This window comes from Microbacterium sp. NPDC089186 (genome assembly GCF_040685115.1).
GTDB classification, from domain to species: domain Bacteria; phylum Actinomycetota; class Actinomycetes; order Actinomycetales; family Microbacteriaceae; genus Microbacterium; species Microbacterium galbum.
The window spans coordinates 128549-147990 of the sequence record NZ_JBFBHJ010000004.1 but is presented as its reverse complement, the minus strand read 5'-3'; the positions used below and the strand labels follow the sequence as shown (position 1 = coordinate 147990).

General features: G+C 71.8%; 13 protein-coding genes. 5 read left to right on the top strand and 8 right to left on the bottom strand.

From position 1 onward, the window contains the following. Positions 1–79: 79 nt before the first annotated feature. The 3 genes from AB0N82_RS14500 (at position 80) to AB0N82_RS14490 (ending at position 3131) form a co-directional block, all read left to right on the top strand. Complete coding sequence (locus AB0N82_RS14500) at positions 80–1285, top strand: sensor histidine kinase (protein WP_363392476.1); 1206 nt, start codon at positions 80–82, stop codon at positions 1283–1285. Then, positions 1282–1950: a response regulator transcription factor gene (locus AB0N82_RS14495; RefSeq protein ID WP_363392474.1), complete on the top strand. Its 669-nt coding sequence runs from the start codon at positions 1282–1284 to the stop codon at positions 1948–1950. The genes AB0N82_RS14500 and AB0N82_RS14495 overlap by 4 nt, the downstream gene beginning before the upstream one ends. Positions 1951–2105: 155 nt before the next feature. Further along, positions 2106–3131 (top strand): hypothetical protein, encoded by a 1026-nt coding sequence (locus AB0N82_RS14490; protein ID WP_363392472.1) that lies wholly within the window; start codon positions 2106–2108, stop codon positions 3129–3131. Between the two features lie 120 nt (positions 3132–3251). Here AB0N82_RS14490 and AB0N82_RS14485 read toward each other — a convergent pair whose 3' ends face one another. After that, entirely contained in the window at positions 3252–5027 is a 1776-nt protein-coding gene (locus AB0N82_RS14485; RefSeq protein WP_363392470.1) for a Na+/H+ antiporter, read from the bottom strand. Positions 5028–5287: 260 nt separating this feature from the next. Between AB0N82_RS14485 and AB0N82_RS14480 the strand changes: the two genes are divergently transcribed. Continuing rightward, the gene (locus tag AB0N82_RS14480; RefSeq protein ID WP_315993019.1) at positions 5288–6067 is read left to right on the top strand and encodes a hypothetical protein; all 780 of its coding nucleotides are present in this window, start codon (positions 5288–5290) and stop codon (positions 6065–6067) included. 42 nt (positions 6068–6109) lie between these two features. Here AB0N82_RS14480 and AB0N82_RS14475 read toward each other — a convergent pair whose 3' ends face one another. The 7 genes from AB0N82_RS14475 to AB0N82_RS14445 all read right to left on the bottom strand — a co-directional run bounded on the left by AB0N82_RS14475 (position 6110) and on the right by AB0N82_RS14445 (position 17427). After that, positions 6110–9454 carry an SbcC/MukB-like Walker B domain-containing protein gene (locus AB0N82_RS14475; RefSeq protein ID WP_363392468.1) on the bottom strand — a complete coding sequence of 1115 codons (3345 nt, stop codon included), beginning with the start codon at positions 9452–9454 and terminating at the stop codon, positions 6110–6112. After that, positions 9451–10215: a DUF4194 domain-containing protein gene (locus tag AB0N82_RS14470; protein ID WP_363392467.1), complete on the bottom strand. Its 765-nt coding sequence runs from the start codon at positions 10213–10215 to the stop codon at positions 9451–9453. The genes AB0N82_RS14475 and AB0N82_RS14470 overlap by 4 nt, the downstream gene beginning before the upstream one ends. Next, complete coding sequence (locus tag AB0N82_RS14465; RefSeq protein ID WP_363392466.1) at positions 10208–11689, bottom strand: DUF3375 domain-containing protein; 1482 nt, start codon at positions 11687–11689, stop codon at positions 10208–10210. Before AB0N82_RS14465 ends, AB0N82_RS14470 begins: the two co-directional genes overlap by 8 nt. A 74-nt stretch (positions 11690–11763) precedes the next feature. Continuing rightward, positions 11764–13779 carry a glycosyltransferase family 39 protein gene (locus AB0N82_RS14460; RefSeq protein ID WP_363392465.1) on the bottom strand — a complete coding sequence of 672 codons (2016 nt, stop codon included), beginning with the start codon at positions 13777–13779 and terminating at the stop codon, positions 11764–11766. Positions 13780–13949: 170 nt separating this feature from the next. Further along, the gene (locus AB0N82_RS14455) at positions 13950–15311 is read right to left on the bottom strand and encodes an APC family permease (RefSeq protein WP_363393326.1); all 1362 of its coding nucleotides are present in this window, start codon (positions 15309–15311) and stop codon (positions 13950–13952) included. A 254-nt stretch (positions 15312–15565) separates the two neighbouring features. Beyond that, positions 15566–16960, bottom strand: a complete 1395-nt coding sequence (locus AB0N82_RS14450) for an aspartate aminotransferase family protein (RefSeq protein WP_363392464.1) — start codon at positions 16958–16960, stop codon at positions 15566–15568. Then, positions 16957–17427, bottom strand: a complete 471-nt coding sequence (locus AB0N82_RS14445) for an Lrp/AsnC family transcriptional regulator (RefSeq protein ID WP_076674833.1) — start codon at positions 17425–17427, stop codon at positions 16957–16959. The genes AB0N82_RS14450 and AB0N82_RS14445 overlap by 4 nt, the downstream gene beginning before the upstream one ends. Positions 17428–17595: 168 nt before the next feature. Between AB0N82_RS14445 and AB0N82_RS14440 the strand changes: the two genes are divergently transcribed. Continuing rightward, positions 17596–19326 (top strand): cellulase family glycosylhydrolase, encoded by a 1731-nt coding sequence (locus AB0N82_RS14440; protein WP_363392462.1) that lies wholly within the window; start codon positions 17596–17598, stop codon positions 19324–19326. Positions 19327–19442 lie beyond the last annotated feature (116 nt).

Sequence of the window (19442 nt, the reverse complement as noted above, 5' to 3'; positions counted from 1 at the left end):
GACTCCCCCCGCGGGGGTATTCCGCGAATGCCCCGTGCGGGCGATACCCGCGGGGGAGTGAGCAGTCCACACTGGGAGGATGCGACCCGACCCGGCCACGGACACGCCGCCGCGCCTGGTGCCGGCGGGGCGCGCCTGGCTCGTCGACGTGGTCATCGCCGTGCTGGTCGTCGTGCCCTCGTTCGCGCCGGTCCCGTTCCCCGAGTTGCGGCCGTCGAGCCCCCTGGTGCACGTGCTCATCGTGCTGCCGGCGCTGCTGCTGCCGCTGCGCCGCCGGTGGCCGCGTCTCGTCTTCGTCGTCTGCATCGCCATCTTCGTGGGAGCCCTCGTGCTCGGGACACTCGCGCCGGGGGCGGCGCTGGCGACGGCGATCGCGGCCTACGGGATGGCCGACCGCGTCGGGCGCAGGGAGGCCGCGCCCGTGGCCATCGCGGGGGTGGTGGGGCTCGTCGGCGCAAGCATCGTCATCGGCCTCATGACAGGGCTCGACACGCGGTTCCTGCAGGTCGGCCTCGCCGTCGCGCTCGCCGGAGCGATCGGAGATGCCGCGCGCTCCCGCCGCGCGTACGTCGCGGCGGTTCTCGAGCGCGCCCGGCGCGCCGAGCAGACGCGCGAGGCCGAAGCGCGGCGCCGCGTGAGCGAAGAACGCCTGCGCATCGCCCGCGACCTCCATGACGCCGTCGCCCATCAGATCTCGGTCATCAGCCTGAACGCGGGAGTGGCGAGCTCGGCACTGGACACCCGCCCGGACAAGGCCCGCGAGGCGCTCGCCACGATCCGCACCGCTTCCCGCGACGTGCTCGCCGAGATCGGTTCGATGCTGGCCGTGTTGCGCACCCCCGACGACGTGGACGCCCGCGACCAACCGGGGCTCGCGCGCCTCGGGGCGGTCGTGGAGTCGGTGCGCGTCGCCGGGTGGGATGCGGCCGTCCGCGACGAGCGCGACCCCGACGAGGTGCTGCCCCTCGGCGTCGACATCGTCGCCTACCGCGTCGTGCAGGAGGGGCTGACCAACGCCCTCAAGCACGGCACGGCCCGTCGCGTGCACGTGCTGCTGCGTCGTGACGGCGACGATCTCGAGGTCGTGGTCACCAACCCCTTCCGCCCCGAGGAGGCCGCCGCCGAGCCTTCCCCGTCGGGCTTCGGCCTGATCGGCCTGCGGGAGCGCGTCGAGTCGGCGGGCGGTCGCCTCGACGCGGGACCGGCGCCCGGCGGCTATCGTCTCGCCGCGCGTCTGCCGGTGCCCGCCCCCCGCCCGACTGCTCGACCCGGAGGTTCCGCATGAGCCCGACACGCGTCATCGTCGTCGACGATCAAGCCCTCATCCGCGCCGCGGTGCACGACCTCCTCGACGCGGCCGACGGCATCGAGGTGATCGGCGACGCCGCCGACGGCGAGCAGGCCGTCGCGCTCGCCCAGGCGCTTCGCCCCGATGTCGTGGTGTGCGACATCCGGATGCCGCGCATGGACGGCATCGAGGCAACCCGCCGTATCTGCACCGACCCGGCGCTGGCCGACACCCGCGTACTGATCCTCACCACGTTCGAGGAGGACGACTACGTCGTCGCAGCGCTGCGCGCCGGAGCGAGCGGCTTCATCGGCAAGGGCGCCGAGCCGGAGGAGATCATCCACGCCGTGCTCGCCGTCGACGACGGGGGCGCGCTCCTGTCGCCCGCGGCGACCCGCGGTCTCATCGAGAAGTACGTGCGGCGCGCAGCGCCGGTCGCGGGGGAGGCGCCGTCGCTCGACGTGCTGACCGACCGGGAACGCGAAGTCCTGCGCCACATCGCCCGCGGGCGGTCGAACGACGAGATCGCGACATCCCTCTTCATCTCCCCCCACACGGCGAAGACCCACGTGAAGAACACGATGCTGAAGCTCGGTGCGCACGACCGCGCGCAGCTGGTGATCGCGGCGTACGAGAGCGGGCTGCTGGTCCCGGGGGAGTGACGGCCACCGTCACGATCGTCGCCCGCGCGGATGTCGTCGGGGCGCGCGGCGGGGCGGCTCATCGCTCTCCGACGGGTCCGCCGGGGTCGGCGCACGGGTCCTCGTAGGATCGTGACACCGGCGGGGTGGGTCGGCGTGGACGAGCGGGGGATCGCATGAGCGGAGGGCGACGCCTCATCGGGGTTCGTGGTGCGCTCGGGCATCCGCTGGTCTGGGCGGTGGTGTGCGGTCTCGCGGCCGTGCCCCTGCTGGGCACGGCGTTCGACTTCGGAGGGTTCCTCCTCTGTCTCGCCGCGGGCTGGCTCGTCGCGCACGCGGTCGTCCGCGCGCTGATGACCCTGCGCTCGCTCGCCCTCTCGTTCTCGCTGCACATCGGCCTCGCGGCGGCCGCCGGAGTGGCTCTGTACGCGCTGACGCAGCACGCGGCGCCGGCTCCGGTCGATGCGGCGATCGTCACGGCGGCGTCCTACGCGGCCGTCCCGGCCGAGGGATGGGTCTGGCTGACCCTGATCGGGCGGGTGTCCGGTCTCGTCCGCGCGGACTCCGCTCGGCGCGCGGCACGGCTGGTGACTCCCGAGTGGGAGCGGAGCGGAGACGTGTGGGGGCTGCGCCTGCCGGTCGTGCCGCTGCGGCTGTCGACGTATCGGCTCGTGCTCGGCATCCTGATCGGGGGCGGCGGGGGCGCGCTGGTCGCTTTCGTGGTCGGGTTCTCCGATGTCGCGATGCGCATGAGCCCGCTGCTCATCGTCATCGTCCTGGGCTGGCTCGTCGGCCTGCCCGTCTACGGCGGCCTGCTGCTGATCGCACGTTCCCGCACCGTCGACGCGCGCGTGCGGGTGACCACTGATCGGATGGTGGTGGAACGGATGCCGGAGGGCGCACCGATCGTCGACCTCGGTCTCGCCGAGCTCCGGTCGCTCCGTTGGGCGGCGAGCGAGGCGCCGACCCGCGTCGAGCTACGGCCGGTGGACGGCCCCGGGCTCGTGCTGCTGTTCGGTCTCTCCCGTCGGCCCGCACGGATGGCGGCGACGCTGCCCACACTGCGGTCGGGCCTGCGCCGGCGGCTGACCGACGCGGGGCTGTCGGCGCGCGAGACGCGCGGTCGCGGCGGCGACGATGTGCTCGCGCGCGATCAGGCGGCGTCCGCGGCGCTCCGCTCGGGCGGGGTCCCTCGCCGCTGATCCCCACGGAGCGGAACGCCGGTCAGGCGCGACCGGGGACCGATGCCCTCACGCCCTCGTCTGCGGGGCGCTGACGAGCGCTGCCGCCCGTTCACCCAGGGCCGCTTCCCCTCGGCGCGGCTACTCGCCCGCCTTCTCGAGACCACGGGTGCGGATCTCTTCGAGGTCGAGGCCGGCGAGGATCTTGCGTGCGACGAGGTCGTCGATCGTGCCCTCGCGGCGCAGCCGGAGCAGCACTTCGCGTTTGCGGTCGAGGACCGCGAGCCGCAGCCTCTGCGCCTCCTTGTGACGCAGCAGCGGGGAGCGCTGCGTGACGTCGATGTCTTCGCTGACGGCGATCATCCGGAGGGGCCCGGTGAAGGCCGTGCCCGCCGCGTCCCCGTCGTCGACCCGGCGATCGTCGCCGCGCCGGTCGGTTTCGTGACCGTCCGGGGGGACGGGTCCGGTCGCCGAGCCGTCGTCGTCGAGAGAGGCGTCGAGTTCGGCGAGGTCGCGCTCCTCGATGGCGCGCTGCCGGGCGACGGCCCGCGCGTTCGCGAGCTCGAGACGCTCGTAGCCTTCACGCCGCGCGCGGTCGCGCACCCGATCGCTGATGCCGTGTTCGACCGCGAGGTCGTCGAGGGCGGCGAGGGCGGCTCCCGAGATGGCGCGTTCGGCGAGCTCGTACTCCTCGATCGCCGCATCGTCGTTCGGCAGCTTCGCCCATTTGATGACCGCGGGAAGGAGCGGTCCCTGCACGAGAAGGGTGAGGACGATGACGCCCGCCGTCACGAAGACGATCGCGTCGCGTCCCGCGACCGGGTCGCCCGCGGCCGTGGTGACGGGAACCGACAGGGCGATGGCCAGTGACACGGCTCCGCGGAACCCGGCCACGGTGCTCACGACCCGCGACCGGTGCCGGAGCGACCGCGACGATCCCGCGGCGGGTCGCGAGAAGGGCGAGAACATCCACTGGAACAGATAGCGCACCACGAACAGGGCGATCCAGGCGGCGACCGTCACGATGAGCAGGATGCCGATCTCCGACCCCGAGATCTCGTGCAGCACGAGCTGCACCTCGAGGCCGATCAGCACGAAGAGCGCGCCGTTGAGGAGGTAGACGCCGAAGGGCCACGTGGCATCCGCCGCCCTCCGCGACATCGCGGTGGTGATCCGCGGCGACACCCAGGCCATGATGAGGCCCGCGAAGACGACCGCCAGCACCCCCGAGGCGTCGATGAGCTCGGCGATGAGGAAGGAGACGAACGGGACCAGCACCATGGTGAGGTTGATCGTCAGGGTCGACTGCATCCGTCGCAGGGCGAAGAACGCCGCAGCGGCCACGGCGATCCCCGCGGCCGCTCCGCCCAGGTACGACAGCAGCACCATGCCGGTGATCTGCAGCGGCGTGATCTGGTCGCCCAGCAGGAGCGCGACGGCGATCGCGTAGAGGACCAGGGCGGTGCCGTCGTTCGTCAGGCTCTCGGCCTTGAGCTTCATGAAGGTCTTGGCGGGCAGCAGGCGCCCGAGCGCGGCGACCGCCGTGGCGTCGGGCGGTGCCACCGCCGCGCCGAGCACCAGGGCGGCCTCCCACGGCACGCCCAGCAGCGTCGCGACCCCGGCGACGGCGAACGCGGATGCCACGACGAGGAGCGTGCTCATCGGGATGATGTAGCGCAGAGACCGGCGCACCGAGCGGAGGGACGTGGTCCACGCCTCACGGAAGAGCATGATCGGCAGGAACAGCAGCAGCACGGTCTCGGGCGGGAGCTCGATCTGACGGAGCTCGGGGATGAATCCCAGGGCGAGGCCGATGACGAGGAGGACCAGGGGCGTCGCGACGCGCAGTCGCGGCGCCAGCACCGTGCCCACGAGCATCGCGAGGCCCAGCAGAACCGTGATCTCGAGTCCCTGCATCCGTGCCGCCTTTCGCCATGCCCTCAGGACTCAGCGTAGAGAAAGGCCCGCACATTCCCGAGGGGGTGTTCGCGCCGGTCGGGGCGGCTCGCTCTCGACGACGGCGTAGCCGCGTTCAGCGACCGGTTTCGAATGAGCATGCTGTGGAGGGTGCGGAGGAGCATCGAAGGGGCAGCAGTTCTCGTCTTCGATACTCTGGCGGAGGAACGGGGCGATCGGCCGATGGCGCGATCGCGCCGACGAGACGGGGGAGCGTGGTGATGGGTGTCGTCACGACCTCGCCTCGACTGGCGTCCGCGGAGGCGCGTGTGCCCGTCTTCCCGAACGGCCGACGCCCCGCGTGGCTCGTCGTCGTCGTCGTGCTCTTCGCCGTGCTGCCCGGTGTCATGGCGGTCGCCGACGGCCGACCCGGCCTGCGCCTCGTGACGGGTGCGTCGACCGTCACCCTCCTCGGCGTCGCGGGCTGCCTGAACCTGCTCCTCCGCACGATGCGGGAGAGGGTGGTGCGCATCGACGAGTCGGCATCCGGCATCTGGTTCCGCCCTGCCCCGGCCGCGACGGCGATGCCGTTCGTGCTCGGGAGCCTTCTGCTGCTCCCCGCGGTCGCGCAGATCGTTGTCGACGTGGCGGACTTGGCGACGATGCCGTCGTTCCTGCTCACGCGCGCGCCCTCTGCGCTCGGACTGCTCGGCCTCGGCATCATCGTCGTGAACACCGTGCGGCTGCGCGAGGCGGCCGGCCTCCACGTGACGGTGGAGGGGCTCACAGGTATTCGTGGTCGCGGCCGCATCGACTGGACCTGGGACGAGCTCGCCGAGGTGGATGTGGGCACGGGACCGGTCGCGAAGCTCCGGCTCGTCGCCGACGCAGGGGGACCCGGCATCGAAGCGCCCATGCTGGCGCTGGGTTCGGACCCGAACCAGGTCGCCACGGTGGTGCGGTACTTCCGCGATGTCCCTTCGGCGCGAGCGGAGCTGAACGGCCCCGGACCCGCCGTCCTCCGCGGCGTCGACGACGCGCTCCGCGCCCGTGAGGGATGAGCGCGCGCTGCGCCCGCGCGAGCCGAGGCGCCGCCGCTCGCGTCAGCCGGCGACGCCCACCTTCGCCTTCGCCCACGACCGCCCCCGGGTGTCCTTGAGGATGTCGTACTCGACGTCGACGTGCGGCTCGATCGCGCTGTACTTGTCGTTCGGAGCGCCGATGACAAGCTGGAAACCGAGACCGCGCCACGCCCCGATCGCGCGCTTGGTGAAGTGCGCGTCGGCCTTGATGAGGGCCTCGTCGAGGAACACCGGGGCGTACCGCGGACGCTCCGATCCGGCATCCCCGAGCTGGTAGCGCAGGGCCGCGCCGACGATGAACGCGATGAGCTCCTGCGACTCGCCGCCGGACTTCTCGCCGATGTGGTCGTAGAGGGCGACGTGCTCGCCGGTGTCGGCGCGGAAACGCTCGGCGCTCACGCGCACGTGGTTGCGCACGTCGACGAGGTCGGCGAAGTCGGGTGCGGTGGGGCGGATCCGGCCGATCAGCCGCGCCATGCGGCCGTACACGGCCTCGCGCTCGTCGTCGGTGGATGCCGCGTCGATCGCCGCCCGCACGTCGCGCAACTCGCGACGGAAACGGCGCCGCACCTCGGACTGGTTTTCGCGCGGCACGATCTGCAGGCGGTGGTCGTCGTCGTAGAACGGCAGATCCTGCATGATGTCGTTGATCGGCGCGATGCGCTCGCGGATCTCGCGCAGGGCCCGCGTGAGCGCCGAGTCCAGGTTCGTGAGGTCGTTGCCCGACAGCTGCAGCAGCGAGTCGCGCCACTCCGCCTCGAGTTCGTGCAGGCCGCTCGCCTCGAGATCGGCGAGGATGCGCTCGAAGTCGCCGAGCGACTCGTCGGGGTCGGCCAGCAGGTTCGGGCTCGGCCACCGGTCGGTGAAGGCGGTGAGGGTGCGGCGCAGGCTCTCGCGCTGATCGCTCCACGTCTCCTGGGCGGCGCGCTGCTCCTCGAGCAGACGCTTCGAGGCGGACTCGAGGGCGGCGTCGAAGCGGGAGAGCAGCTGCGAGGGGGAGGCGTCGTCGGAGGGCGCGACGAACAGCCCGTCGAGGTACGCGGCTTCGTCGACCGTCAGCGTCATCGCGGCGTCTTCCGCCCGCTCCAGGCGCTCGTTCGCGGCATCCACCTCGTCGGTGACCTCGGCCCAGCGTGCGGCGAGCGCCTGCTGCTCGGTCTTGGCGGCCCCGATCTCCTCGCGCAGCCGCGCCGCGCGGGCGCGCGTGCCGGAGATCTGCTCCTGCAGCTCGGCGATGCGCGGGTTGCCCGCGGTCACCTCGACGATCGTCTCGTTCCAGCGCTCGAGGTCGTGCTCGACGGATGCCGTGTCGACCTGGTCCCACGACAGATCGGCGATCTTCTCGAGGGCGCTGCGCCGCTCGTCGAACGCGTCGAGGGCCGCAGCGGCCTCGTCGACCGCCGACTTCGCGGTGGCGAGGTCGCGACGCACCGTGACGATCTGCTCGCCGAGCTCGGTCAGACGCACGCGGGACGAGAAGCCCAGGACGCTCTGGCGGACCGATCCACCGTGCGCACCGCGGGAGCCCTGACTCGTCTGCCCCGAGATCGTGAGCGCCAGGCGGTGCTGCGCCAGGTCGGCGGCGGCATCCACGCAGACGAACGCGAACTGCTGCTCGAGGCGGTCCTGCAGCCAGCCGGTGAAGGGGGAGCGGCGGTACTCGAGGCGTCCGGGCAGGGTCGCGGGGTCGAGCCCGGTGCGCTCGGGCAGGTCGGTCGACACGCCCTCGAACCGCAGCCGCTCCGACAGGCGCACACCGTCGATGGCGGCACGGAAGGATGCCAGGTGCGCGGCATCCACGAGGAGGGTCGTCGCGAAGCCCCCGAGGGCGAGGGTGAACGCCCCGCGCCACGGCTCGAACTCGGTGCGGACGTCGACGAGCTCGGCGACGAAGGGCAGGTCGGCGGCGGTGAGACCGGCGGCCTCGGCCAGCGCCTCGCGCGCCTCGTGCAGGCGCGGGGGGATGTTGTCGTCGCGCGTCTGCGTGCGGCGGTGCTCGGCCTCGAGGGCGGAGAGCTGCTGGCGCAGGTCGGTGTGCCGGCTGCTCGCGGCGACGAACGCGTCGCGCACGGCGCTCTTGCCGAGAGTATCGCCGAGGGTGGCGCGGGCTTCGGCGAGCAGCGCGCCGAACTGCTTCTCTGAGGTCGCCTCCGTGTGCAGAACAGACAGGGCGGCGTCGAACCTCTCGCGGTCGCGCTGCATCCCGGCGAGCCGCCGCTCGAGCGCGCGCAGTTCGCGCTGGGCGGCGTCGAGCTGGTCGCCTCCGGCCGCACGCAGCACGTCGCCCAGTCCCTCGCGCTCGGCTTCGGCGGCATCCGCCAGAGCCTGTCGCTCGCGGACGAGGGCGTCGGTGGCGTGGGTACGCTCGCGCAGCTCGGTCTCGACCGCCGCCAGGAGATCGACGCGGCGCTGGGCGCGCCAGAGCGAGGCACGCGACTCGGGGTCGCCGAAGCGTCCGAGCGCGTCGATGAGGCGCAGTCGTTCCGCGGCCTCGTCGATGCGGGTCTTCATCGCGCGGATGGGCTGCAACGCCCGCACCTGCTGGCGGGCCTCCAGCATGCGCGTCCGCGTGCCCTCGAGACCGTCGAAGTGCGACACGACGGCGTCGGCGACGGCGAGCGTCTCGGGCTCCTCGAGCACCATGCGCTTGTACAGATCGTCGACCGTGGTGATCTGCTGCCCGGCCTGGATGCGCGCGAGCAGGCTCATCGCCTTCGCCCCGGACCCCGCCGCGCCGATGCCGAGCACCGCGTGAAGGCGGGCCGAGAATTCGCGGTCGGTGGCGAGGGTGTCGAGGCCCGTGGCCCGGACCGCCGCGTCGGAGAGGTGGCTCTGCGCCGCTCGCTCGAGGTCTCGGAGGTCGAACGCGCCGTGCACGGTCGCGCGCACCTTGACCGCGTCGTCGAGCGTGCGGGCCGTCGCGGGGATATACCAGGCCCGCACCGCGGTGAAGCGGGCGCCGTCGTGGTCGGCCCAGGTCATGCCGATCGCCGTCCAGGTGTCGACGCCGTCGCCGCGCAGCACCCGCACCTTCGTGCCCTCGTCGGTGCGCGACTCGTCGAGCTTGCCGCGCCCGTAGGAGAGGATGTTGCGCTGCTCCTGTCCGCGCGGGCGCCCCACGACCGCGCCGTTCGAGGCGCCGTTGAAGGGGGTGGTGTGCGGCATCATCAACGCGACGTACGCGTCCATGAGCGTCGACTTCCCCGAGCCGGACCCGCCGCACAGAAGCGTCGCGGTCGGCGCGAAACGCACGCGGTGCGTCCCGTCGTAGCCGCCCCAGTTGATCAGCTGCAGGTCTTCCGCCACCCACTGCTGCCCGCGGGAGGCGGCGGGGATGAGCCCGAAGAGGGTCTCGAGCATGGTCATGGGAGCTCTCCCTCGGTCGTTCCGGATGCCACGAGCTCCGCCTCGGCGTCGGCGTCGGCGTCGGCTTCGGCGTTGCGCACCGCCGGCGTCGCGGCATCCGTCGTCTGCTCGTCCAGCCAGCGCTGCAGCTCGCGCAGCGTCTCGGCGCTCAGCACGATCTCAATGAGGGGACCGATGCGGTAGCGGCCCTCAGACTCCTCCTCGATGATGCCCTCGCGGTCGAGGCGGGCGATCGCGGTGCGCACGGCGCGCTGCTGGCTCGCGCGCGTGCCGTCGCTCTCGGAGAAGTAGGTCAGCACGGTCTGCTCGACCTCTTCGACGTCGACGCGGGCGGACCCGGTACCGGCGGTGGTCTCCCGCTGGAAAACCGTGCGCAGATAGACGAGCACGAGGGTCTCGGCGCGCGAGTAGGCCTCGTCCTTGAGCAGGATCGGCACGTCGAGCTCGTCGCTGCGCACCTGCTCCTTGTAGGCCACCCCGCGGGAGTGGTCGACGACGAGGCGCACGAACAGGTCGTTCAGCCGCGACTCGATCGTCTGCTGGTGGGCGAGCAGCAGCTTCCACTCCGTCGGGGAGGACTCCGCCAGCAGGAACCGGCGCTGCAAGATCCGCACGAGCACGCGGCGCACGTCCGCGTCGAGGACGCCGCGATCGCCGGCGAAGAGCGCGTCGGGGTCGTTCTCCATCGCCACGGGCGCGATGAACGCGGGGGTGTCCGTCTCGGTGCCGGTGTCGGCGAGGGAGGACTCGAGGTCAGTCATCGGCATCCGTTTCTGTGTGGCTCTGGGCGCGGACCGCGCCGAACGCGAAGCGCCGGGTCGTTCCGTCGGGGCGTACGGCCTCCACGATCGAGACCTCGTCGGTCTCGACGAGGCCGCCCCGGTGCACGATCTCGAGCAGGCCGACCAGGTCGACGGGGCGCCGTGTCTCAGCGTCGGCGCCCGCGAAGGCCGCGGCGAGATCGAAGTCGCCGCCGAGGCCGGCGACGTACGCCTCGAGCTCGGGGTAGTGCGGTCCGCCCCAGGCACGCGTGTCGACCGTGGCGAACTCGACGTCGGCCGTCTCGGATGCGGATGCCAGGGGCTCGGGCGCTCCGGGCGGCCGCACGTCGCTCACCGAGCGGCGCAGATGGCCGATGTCGGCGAGGGGGAGGGTCCGCACCGGTTCGACGCGGCCGGGCGCGCGGGTCTGACTCCAGCGGTGCAGCCCCGCCATGACGCCGCGCAGGAGGTCGTCGACCTGGCGGTCGCGGATCGGGTCATGGGTGCGCACCTGGGCGGTGATCACGTGCGACGCGCGCCGCTGGGCGGTCAGCACCTCTTGCACGCCGGCCTCGACGCGGCGGGCGATCGCGTCGAGCTCGCCCCGTTGCTCGGGGGTCATGAGGCGCGAGAACGGCTGGGTGAGCACCGCATGCAGCTGCTCGGTGAGGTCGTCGATGTGCTCGGGGTCGCCGATGAGGCGCAGTGCTCCCTGGAACGCCCGGCCCTCCGGCGTGGCCTGCATCACCTGCCGCCCGCGTTCGAGGTACTCCCGCAGCACGTCGCCCGTCGGACGCACGTCGCGGCGGAGCTCCGCCACGACGTCGCGCTGCATCGCCGTGATCGACTCCGCGACGCGTGAGAAGTCCGCGGGCAGCTCGCGGGCGAGGTGGATGACGTTCTCGGCCTCCTCGAGCAGATGGTCGTCGTCGAGCGGCTCGACGACGCCCTCGTCGAGCGCCGCGATCTCGGCATCCAGGGCGGCGCGTTCGGCCAGCAGCGCCTCGCGGCGGCGGCCGGGGTCGCTCTCCGCGTCGCGGGCGAGACGTTCGACGGCGTCGAGCAGCGTGCGCACGCGCGAGCGCGAGACCCGGGCGCGGCCGCCGCCGGCACGACCGGCGATCTCGAGGGCGCCGACCGCGTGCGCCGAGAGGCGGTAGACCTCGACGTCGTCCTCGATCTGCAGGCCGAGCCAGCCCACGCGCACCCAGCCGCGGCAGATCTCACGCGCGGAGCCCGCGGGGATGCGGCGCTCGTCGTCGGTGTCGATGCCGGCGGCGCGCAGCTCCTCGATGACCTCCGCGACCTCCACGTGGGCGTCCGCGACCGCGACGGCGGGGCGATCGGGCGTGAACACCACCGACAGGGCGGCCACCACGAAGGGCGCGAAACGCCCGTGCAGCAGGTCGAGGGTGGGGTTCTTGAACGCCGTCGCCGAGCGCAGGAAGGCGGCTTCGGCTCGGGTGCGGGTCACTGGCTGAAGTCTACCGGCGCGGGCCCGCGCGCCCGCGCGGATGACGGGGTGGGTGAATAGGACTGGGCCCGCTCTCACGCCCCTTCGCAGTCGTACAGCGTGACGCCCGACACCTTGTTCACGTCGCCGCCTTCGTGCGCCGCCGAGAAGGACCACTCGCCCACCTGCCGGCATCCGGGCTCCGTCGCGACGTGGCGGACGGGGTCGGACTCGGGCGCCCCCTTCGCCACCGCCAGGAGGCGGGCCCGACCGGAATGGACCATCTGCTCGAGCGCGTGCACCGTGAACACCGGCACGTGACCGGAGTAGCCGCCGTCGGTGAGCACGTCGGCACCGGTGGCGTCGATGATCTGCGCCGAGATCGCCCACGAGTCGGTGACCATCAGGGCCTGACCGCTGCTCCCGCCGCCGTGGGCGCGGGCCGTGTCGACGAGCTGCGCCATCGCCGGGGTGAGCCCCGCGCTTCCGCCCCAGGGCGCCGGGTTCGACACCGCGAACGTCTCGTCCGGATCGCTCTTCTGGGCGGTGACGCCCACGTACGCGTCGCCGCCGCTGCCGTCGCGCGCGTCGTCGAGCACCTGCAGGCTCGTCGCGATCGGCACGCACAGCAGGGCTGCAGCGAGGGCGGCGGGGGCCACGCGACGCCCTCGTGCAGACGAGAGAGCCGCGACCACCCCGACGACGACACCGACGACCCCGACGACCATCGCCGGGAGGAGAAGGATGCCGGGCAGCCGGGCCTGCGTGACGAGCACCGCCCACCAGGCCCCCTGCGCGAGCGCGATACCCGGGAGCACAAGGCGTCGGCCCCGACTGTTCGCGCGCAGCAGCTGCACGCCCTCGCCCCACGCGATGGCCGTCAGCAGCACGAGCGGCACGCCGAGTGCGGCGACATAGGCCGTGTGCGGGACGCGCGTCAGCGACAGCACGACGGCCGCGGTCACGAGCCAGACCGCCGCCAGAACCACCAGCGCGAACCGGGCGCGCGCGTCGATCGCCGTCGCCTCGGCCCCGGGCCGTGCGGCATCCGCTCGGCGCCCGCGGACGCGCCCCTCCTCGCGACGCGGCCACCAGCGCCACAGTCCGAGGGCGATGCCGGCGATCGCCGCGGGATAGAGCCACCCGATCTGCGTGACGAGCGGCAGCTCGAGCAGCTTCGTCGGCGACGACGACGCCCCGGCGCCGGCCGCGGCGCCGTGCCCCGTCACGGCGTGCACGAGCGCGGTGAGCGTGGCCCCCCACCCGCCCGAAGCCGCGGGGGAGCCGACCGAGCCCGGCACCGCGCCCGGGGCGAAGCGGTCGAGACCGTTGTAGCCGAAGACCATGGCGAAGACGTCGTCATCCGTCGAGCCGTCGATGTACGGGCGCGAACCCGTCGGGACGAGGGCGATCGCGGTGATCCACGCCACCGAGGCGGCGACGGCGGCGCCCGTCACGACGCCGGCCCGTGCGAGGCCGCGGCGGCGACCGCTCGTGGCCACGACCGTGGCGACGACGAGCGCCGGGAGCACGAACCAGGCCGACATCATCTTGGCTTGGAAGCCGATGCCGATGAACACCGCGCAGAGCAGCAGCGGCCACCACCGGGAGGTGATCACGGCCCGCTGCCACCACACCACCGCGACGGCCAGCGCCATCGTCAACAGCCCGTCCTCCATCGGATGCGCGAACATCGAGACGAAGATGGGCGTCGACGCGGCGGCCGCGGCGGCGACCAGGCCCACCCCGCGCCCGCCGGATCGCAGCCCCAGCACCGCGCACGCGACGATGGTCACCACGCCCTCGATCACCTGGGGCAGGGCGATCGCGGAGGTCGACATGCCGAACAGCCGGATGCCGAGCGCCTGCGGCACCGCGAACCCGCTCAGCTTGTCGAGGGTCACGGTCGCCGCCGGGTCGAACGCGCCGAAGAGCATCGCGTGCCATGACGACGCCATCGACCGCGCCGACGCCTCGTAGAAGGAGAAGTCGCCGCCACGGGCGAGGTTCCAGCACGTCAGGACGACGAATGCCGCGACGACGAGCGTCAGCGAGATCCGGGCCCACCAGGGTTCGCGCCACCAGCGCGCGAGGACGACGGGAGAGGTCACGACGAGAAGAGTGCTCCCGCCGCAACGGCACCGCGTATGTTCGGACTATCAGCGGGCTGTGACCGCTCCGGGCGGTCCGGTCCGCCCCGAGCCGCGGACGGCGGGTGCGGTGTGCACGCGAGGGCCGCGGCATCCGGTGGGGGATGCCGCGGCCGCGGTGCGGGGGTGCGTCAGATCTCCGAGCGCGGCCCCGGGGCCACCTTGTTGACCCCGGTGACCGGCTGGTTCTCGTCGAACGAGGCGATCGGCCGGCGGAAGCCGCGGGTGAGGATCACGAGGTACACGACGCCGAGGGTGGTCCAGATGAGGCCGCCGACGAGGGCGTGCATGTCGAGGTTGACCCACAGCAGGCCCGTCAGCAGCATGCCGATCGCGGGCATGACGATGTACCGCGCGATGTCGCCGGGCGTCTTGCGCAGCCCCTTGCGCACCGCGAACCAGGCGATCACCGAGATGTTGACGAAGGTGAACGCGACGAGGGCGCCGTAGTTGATGTAGGCCGCGATCTGCTCGAGGGTGAACGAGATCGCGAAGAGGCTCACGAGACCCACGATGACGATCGAGAACGTCGGGGTGTGGGTCTTGGGGTTGATGAAACCGAAGATGCGGCGCGGCAACACGTTGTTGCGGCCCATCACCATCAGCATGCGCGAGACCGAGGCGTGGGATGCGAGCCACGACGCCAGGGTCGCCGCGAAGCCCGCGGCGGTGAGGACGGCCTGCAGCACGGGGCCGCCGACCTGCACGCCGATCTCGGGCAGCGTGCTGTCCTCGATCGCCTCCTGCGGGAACGCCGTCGCCTCGGGGAAGCGCAGCTGCGTGACGTAGGACGCGATGAGGAAGATGAGACCGCCCACGATGAGCGTGAGCACGATCGCGCGCGGCATGATCTTCGGGGTCTTCGCCTCCTCGGAGTACATCGACACCGCATCGAACCCGATGAACGAGAAGCACACGACCGTTGCCCCCGCCAGCACGGCGCCGAACTGCACGTCGCTGTGAGCGAAGGGAGCGAGCGACACCGCGGTGCCGGCTCCCGCACCACCCACCAACTGCACGACGACCATGACGACGAAGACCGTCATCACGAGGATCGAGAACACCAGCAGCACCATGTTGACGTTCGAGGTACCGCGCATCGTGAGGTAGATCACCCCGGTCACACCGGCGGTGAAGACGACGACCCAGATCCAGCCGGGCACATCGGGGAAGAGGGCCTCCATGTAACTGCGCAGGATGAGGGCGTTGACCATCGGCAGCAGCATGTAGTCGATGAGCGCCGTCCAGCCGACGACGAAGCCGACGCCGGGATGGATGGACTCCCGCGCGTAGGTGTAGGCGGAGCCGGCACTGGGGATGACGCGCACCATCTTGCCGTAGCTGATGGCGGTGAAGACGAGGACGACGAGGGCGACCGCGTAGGCGGCGGGGACGACGTTGTTGGTCTTGTCGGCGACGAGACCGAAGGTGTCGAACACGACGGTGGGGGTCATGTACCCCAGTCCCAGGCCGACGATCGACCAGAGACCCAGGGTGCGGGCGAGTTTGGCTCCCGAGCGTGACGTGGCCGCGTCGGCGGCGAGGTTCTCGTTCGTGGCTCCTCCTAGAGGGGTGCGGTGCGCGATCGGGTGTCGCGTCCGTGGGCTGATGTCGGGGGTACAGCGGTCGGAGCACCGCTCGGGGTGGGAGCGGGGGTGTCGGCAGGGGTGGAGCCGGATGAGCGGTCGAGGTGCGACCGTCGATGGGGGGAGGGATGCCGGCGGGTGTGGGCCGGCATCCCGCGGGATCAGAGGCGCGACCACGCCTCGGTGAGGGTCGAGCGCAGGATCTGCTCGATCTCGGTGAACTCGGACGGGCCGATGGTCAGGGGCGGGGCGAGCTGGATGACGGGGTCGCCCCGGTCGTCGGCGCGGCAGTACAGGCCCGCGTCGAACAGCGCCTTCGAGAGGAAGCCGCGCAGCAGTCGCTCCGATTCGTCGTCGTCGAAGGTCTCCTTGGTCGCCTTGTCCTTGACGAGTTCGATGCCGAAGAAGTAGCCGTCGCCGCGCACGTCGCCGACGATCGGCAGGTCGAGCAGCCGTTCCAGGGTGGAGCGGAAGACGGGGGAGTTGGTCCGCACGTTCTGGAGCAGGCCCTCCTCCTCAAACACGTCCAGGTTCTCCAGCGCGACGGCGGCCGAGACCGGGTGGCCGCCGAAGGTGTAGCCGTGCGGGAACGTGGCATCCCCGTGGGCGAAGGGCTCGTAGATCCGGTCGCTGATGATCGTGCCGCCGAGCGGGGAGTAGCCGCTGGTGACGGCCTTGGCGAAGGTGATCATGTCGGGCTGGTAGTCGTACGCCGAGGCGCCGAAGTAGTGGCCCAGACGACCGAAGGCGCAGATGACCTCGTCCGAGACGAGCAGCACGTCGTACTTGTCGCAGATCTCCCGCACGCGCTGGAAGTACCCGGCCGGGGCGGGGAAGCACCCGCCCGCGTTCTGCACGGGCTCCAGGAACACCGCGGCGACCGTCTCGGGGCCCTCGAACTGGATCATCTGCTCGATGCGGTCGGCCGCCCACAGCCCGAACTCCTCGGGGGTGCCGCCCCCGAAGCCGGACTCCTCGGCCCGGTAATAGTTCGTGTTGGGCACGCGGAAACCGCCGGGGGTGACCGGCTCGAACATGTGCTTCATCACGGGGAGTCCCGTGATGGCCAGGGCCCCCTGGGTGGTGCCGTGATAGGCAATCGCGCGCGAGATGACCTTGTGCTTGGTGGGCTTGCCTTGCGTCTTCCAGTACTGCTTGGCGAGCTTGAACGCCGTCTCGACCGCTTCACCGCCGCCCGTGGAGAAGAAGACGTGGTTGAGGTCTCCGGGGGCGAGGTCGGCGAGGCGCTCGGCGAGCTCGATCGCCGCGGGGTGCGCGTACGACCAGAGGGGGAAGAATGCGAGCTCCTCGGCCTGCTTCGCGGCGGCCTGGGCGATGCGGCGGCGTCCGTGGCCGGCGTTGACCACGAACAGACCGGCGAGGCCGTCGATGTAGCGCTTCCCGGCGGCGTCGAAGATGTGGTGCCCCTCGCCCTTGACGATGATCGGCACGCCCGGGCCCTCCGTCATGGTCGATTGACGGGAGAAGTGCATCCAGAGGTGGTCGCGGGCCTTCGCCTGCAGGTCGGCGTGCTGATCGGTTTCGATGAGGGTCATCGCGTTCCCCAGTTGTAGAGCTGACGGTGGAGCTTGAGATAGACGAACGTCTCGGTCGAGACGACGTCGGGGAGAGACCGGATGCGATCGTTGAGCAGATCGATGAGGTCGTCGTCGCTCTCGCAGACGACCTCCACGAGCAGGTCGAACGAGCCCGCCGTCGAGACCACGTAGATCACGCCCGGCAGTTCGGTCATCTGCGCGGCGACGACGCGGGTGTCGCCCGATACGCGAACCCCGATCATCGCCTGCCGGGCGAAGCCCAGCTGCAGAGGGTCGGTGACCGCGACGATCTGCAGGATGCCGGCATCCTGCAGCTTCTGCACCCGCTGGCGCGTCGCGGTCTCACTGAGACCGACGGCTTTGCCGATCTCGGCGTAGGAGCGGCGGCCGTCTTCCTGCAGCTGTTCGACGATCGCCTTGGAGACGCGATCGAGGGCGGGACTGCGTTCGGCCGTGGGACTCATGATGGGCGACGGTATCAGCGCAACATTGGCTGAATCAATGATGATCTCGACATTTACGGAGGCGTAACACCGCGGAAACCGTCGTTGCCGCAATGCCGCGGCCCCGACGGTGCGCCGCGCGTCCGCGCGATGGTCCGCGGCGCCGCTACGATGACCGCGGAGGTGCGGATGTCGGGGTGGCTCGAACGGTGGTCGTCTGCGCGCCGCACCGTCCTTCGCGCGGCGGCCGCGGTCGCCGTCGCCGCGCTCGCCGTGACCGGTGCTGTCGCCGCACCGAGCGCGACCGCAGCGTCGACTCTTCCCGGCTGGCTCTCGACCCGCGGGGCGAGCATCGTCACCTCCGCCGGCACGCCGTACACCATCAAGGCCGTCGCCTGGTTCGGCATGGAGACCTCCAACTGCGCACCGCACGGCCTGTGGTCCCTCTCGCTCGACGAGGGTCTGCGGGCGATCGCGGGCATGGGCTTCAACACCATCCGCCTGCCCTTCTCGAACGAGTGCCTCGCCGCCTCGTCGTCGAACTCGATCAACGCCTCCGTCAATGCCGACCTCGTCGCCCTCAGCCCCCTGAAGCTGATGGACACCGTGATCGCCCGAGCGAAGGCCTATGGCCTGTCGGTCATCCTCGACCGTCATCGCCCCGACTCCGCGGCGCAGAGCGAGCTCTGGTACACCGGCGCCTACAGCGAGAAGCGGTGGATCGACGACTGGAAGATGCTCGCGCAGCGGTACAAGAACGAGCCCGCCGTGATCGGTGTCGATCTGCACAACGAACCGCACGGCCCGGCCTGCTGGAACTGCGGCGATCCGGCCCGCGACTGGCGCGCGGCAGCCACGCGCGCCGGAAACGCCGTGCTGTCGGTCAACCCGAAGCTGCTGATCGTCGTCGAGGGCGTCGAGCGCCAGAACGACGGCTCGAGCACGTGGTGGGGAGGCGGCCTGCGCGACGTCGGCGCGGCTCCCGTGACCCTGTCGGTGAAGAACCGCGTCGTGTACTCCCCGCACGACTACCCGGCCACGGTGCACCAGCAGTCCTGGTTCACGGCGCCGGGCTACCCCACCAACCTCGAAGCGGTCTGGGATGCCAACTGGGGCTACCTCGTGCGCAAGGGCATCGCGCCCGTGCTGCTGGGCGAATTCGGGACGAAGCTCGAGACCGACAGCGACAAGAAGTGGATGAGCACGCTCGTCGCCTATCTCGCCAAGACGAAGATCAGCTACGCGTACTGGTCGTTCAATCCGAACAGCGGCGACACCGGCGGCCTGGTCGCCGACGACTGGCGCACCCTTCAGAAGGCGAAGCTCGCGGCGCTGCGACCGATCCTCACCCCCGTGACGGTGCCCACTCCGAAGCCGACGTCGAGCCCCACGACCTCCCCGAGGCCGAGCGCCTCGGCATCCCCGAAGCCGACCGCGTCGGCCTCCCCGAAGCCGAGCTCGAGCCCGTCCGCGTCGCCCAAGCCGTCGACGTCGCCGAAGCCCACCACCTCGCCGAAGCCCACCACCTCGCCGAAGCCGAGCTCGAGCCCGTCCACGTCGCCCAAGCCGACCACGTCGACGTCGCCGAAGCCCTCGCCCTCGACCTCGCCGAAGCCCTCGGCGACGAGCCTCTCCGCGACGTGGGTGCCGCAGAGCGCCTGGGGGGAGGGGTACGTCGCCGAGCTGTCCCTCACCGCGGGGGCGGCCGTGAAGAGCTGGTCGGTGTCGTTCGAGGCGCCGGGAACGTCGGCGGTGACCAGTGCCTGGGGCATGTCGTGCAGCGTCGCCGGCATCACCGTGACGTGCACCGGGAGCGACTGGGCGGCCGCCCTCGCGCCCGGCCAGAGCGTGCGGGTGGGGTTCCAGGCCGCCGCGACCACGGCGCCGACCGCGCCGACGCTGCGCGTCTCGGCATCCTGAGCTCCGTCGATCGGCGGGCGCAGCGCCCGCGCACGGTGCGACCGCGACCCCTCACCGCGACAGTGGGTCTCGCCGTGGCGCGGAGGGACACGGCGGGTCGGGGATACCGGTATCCA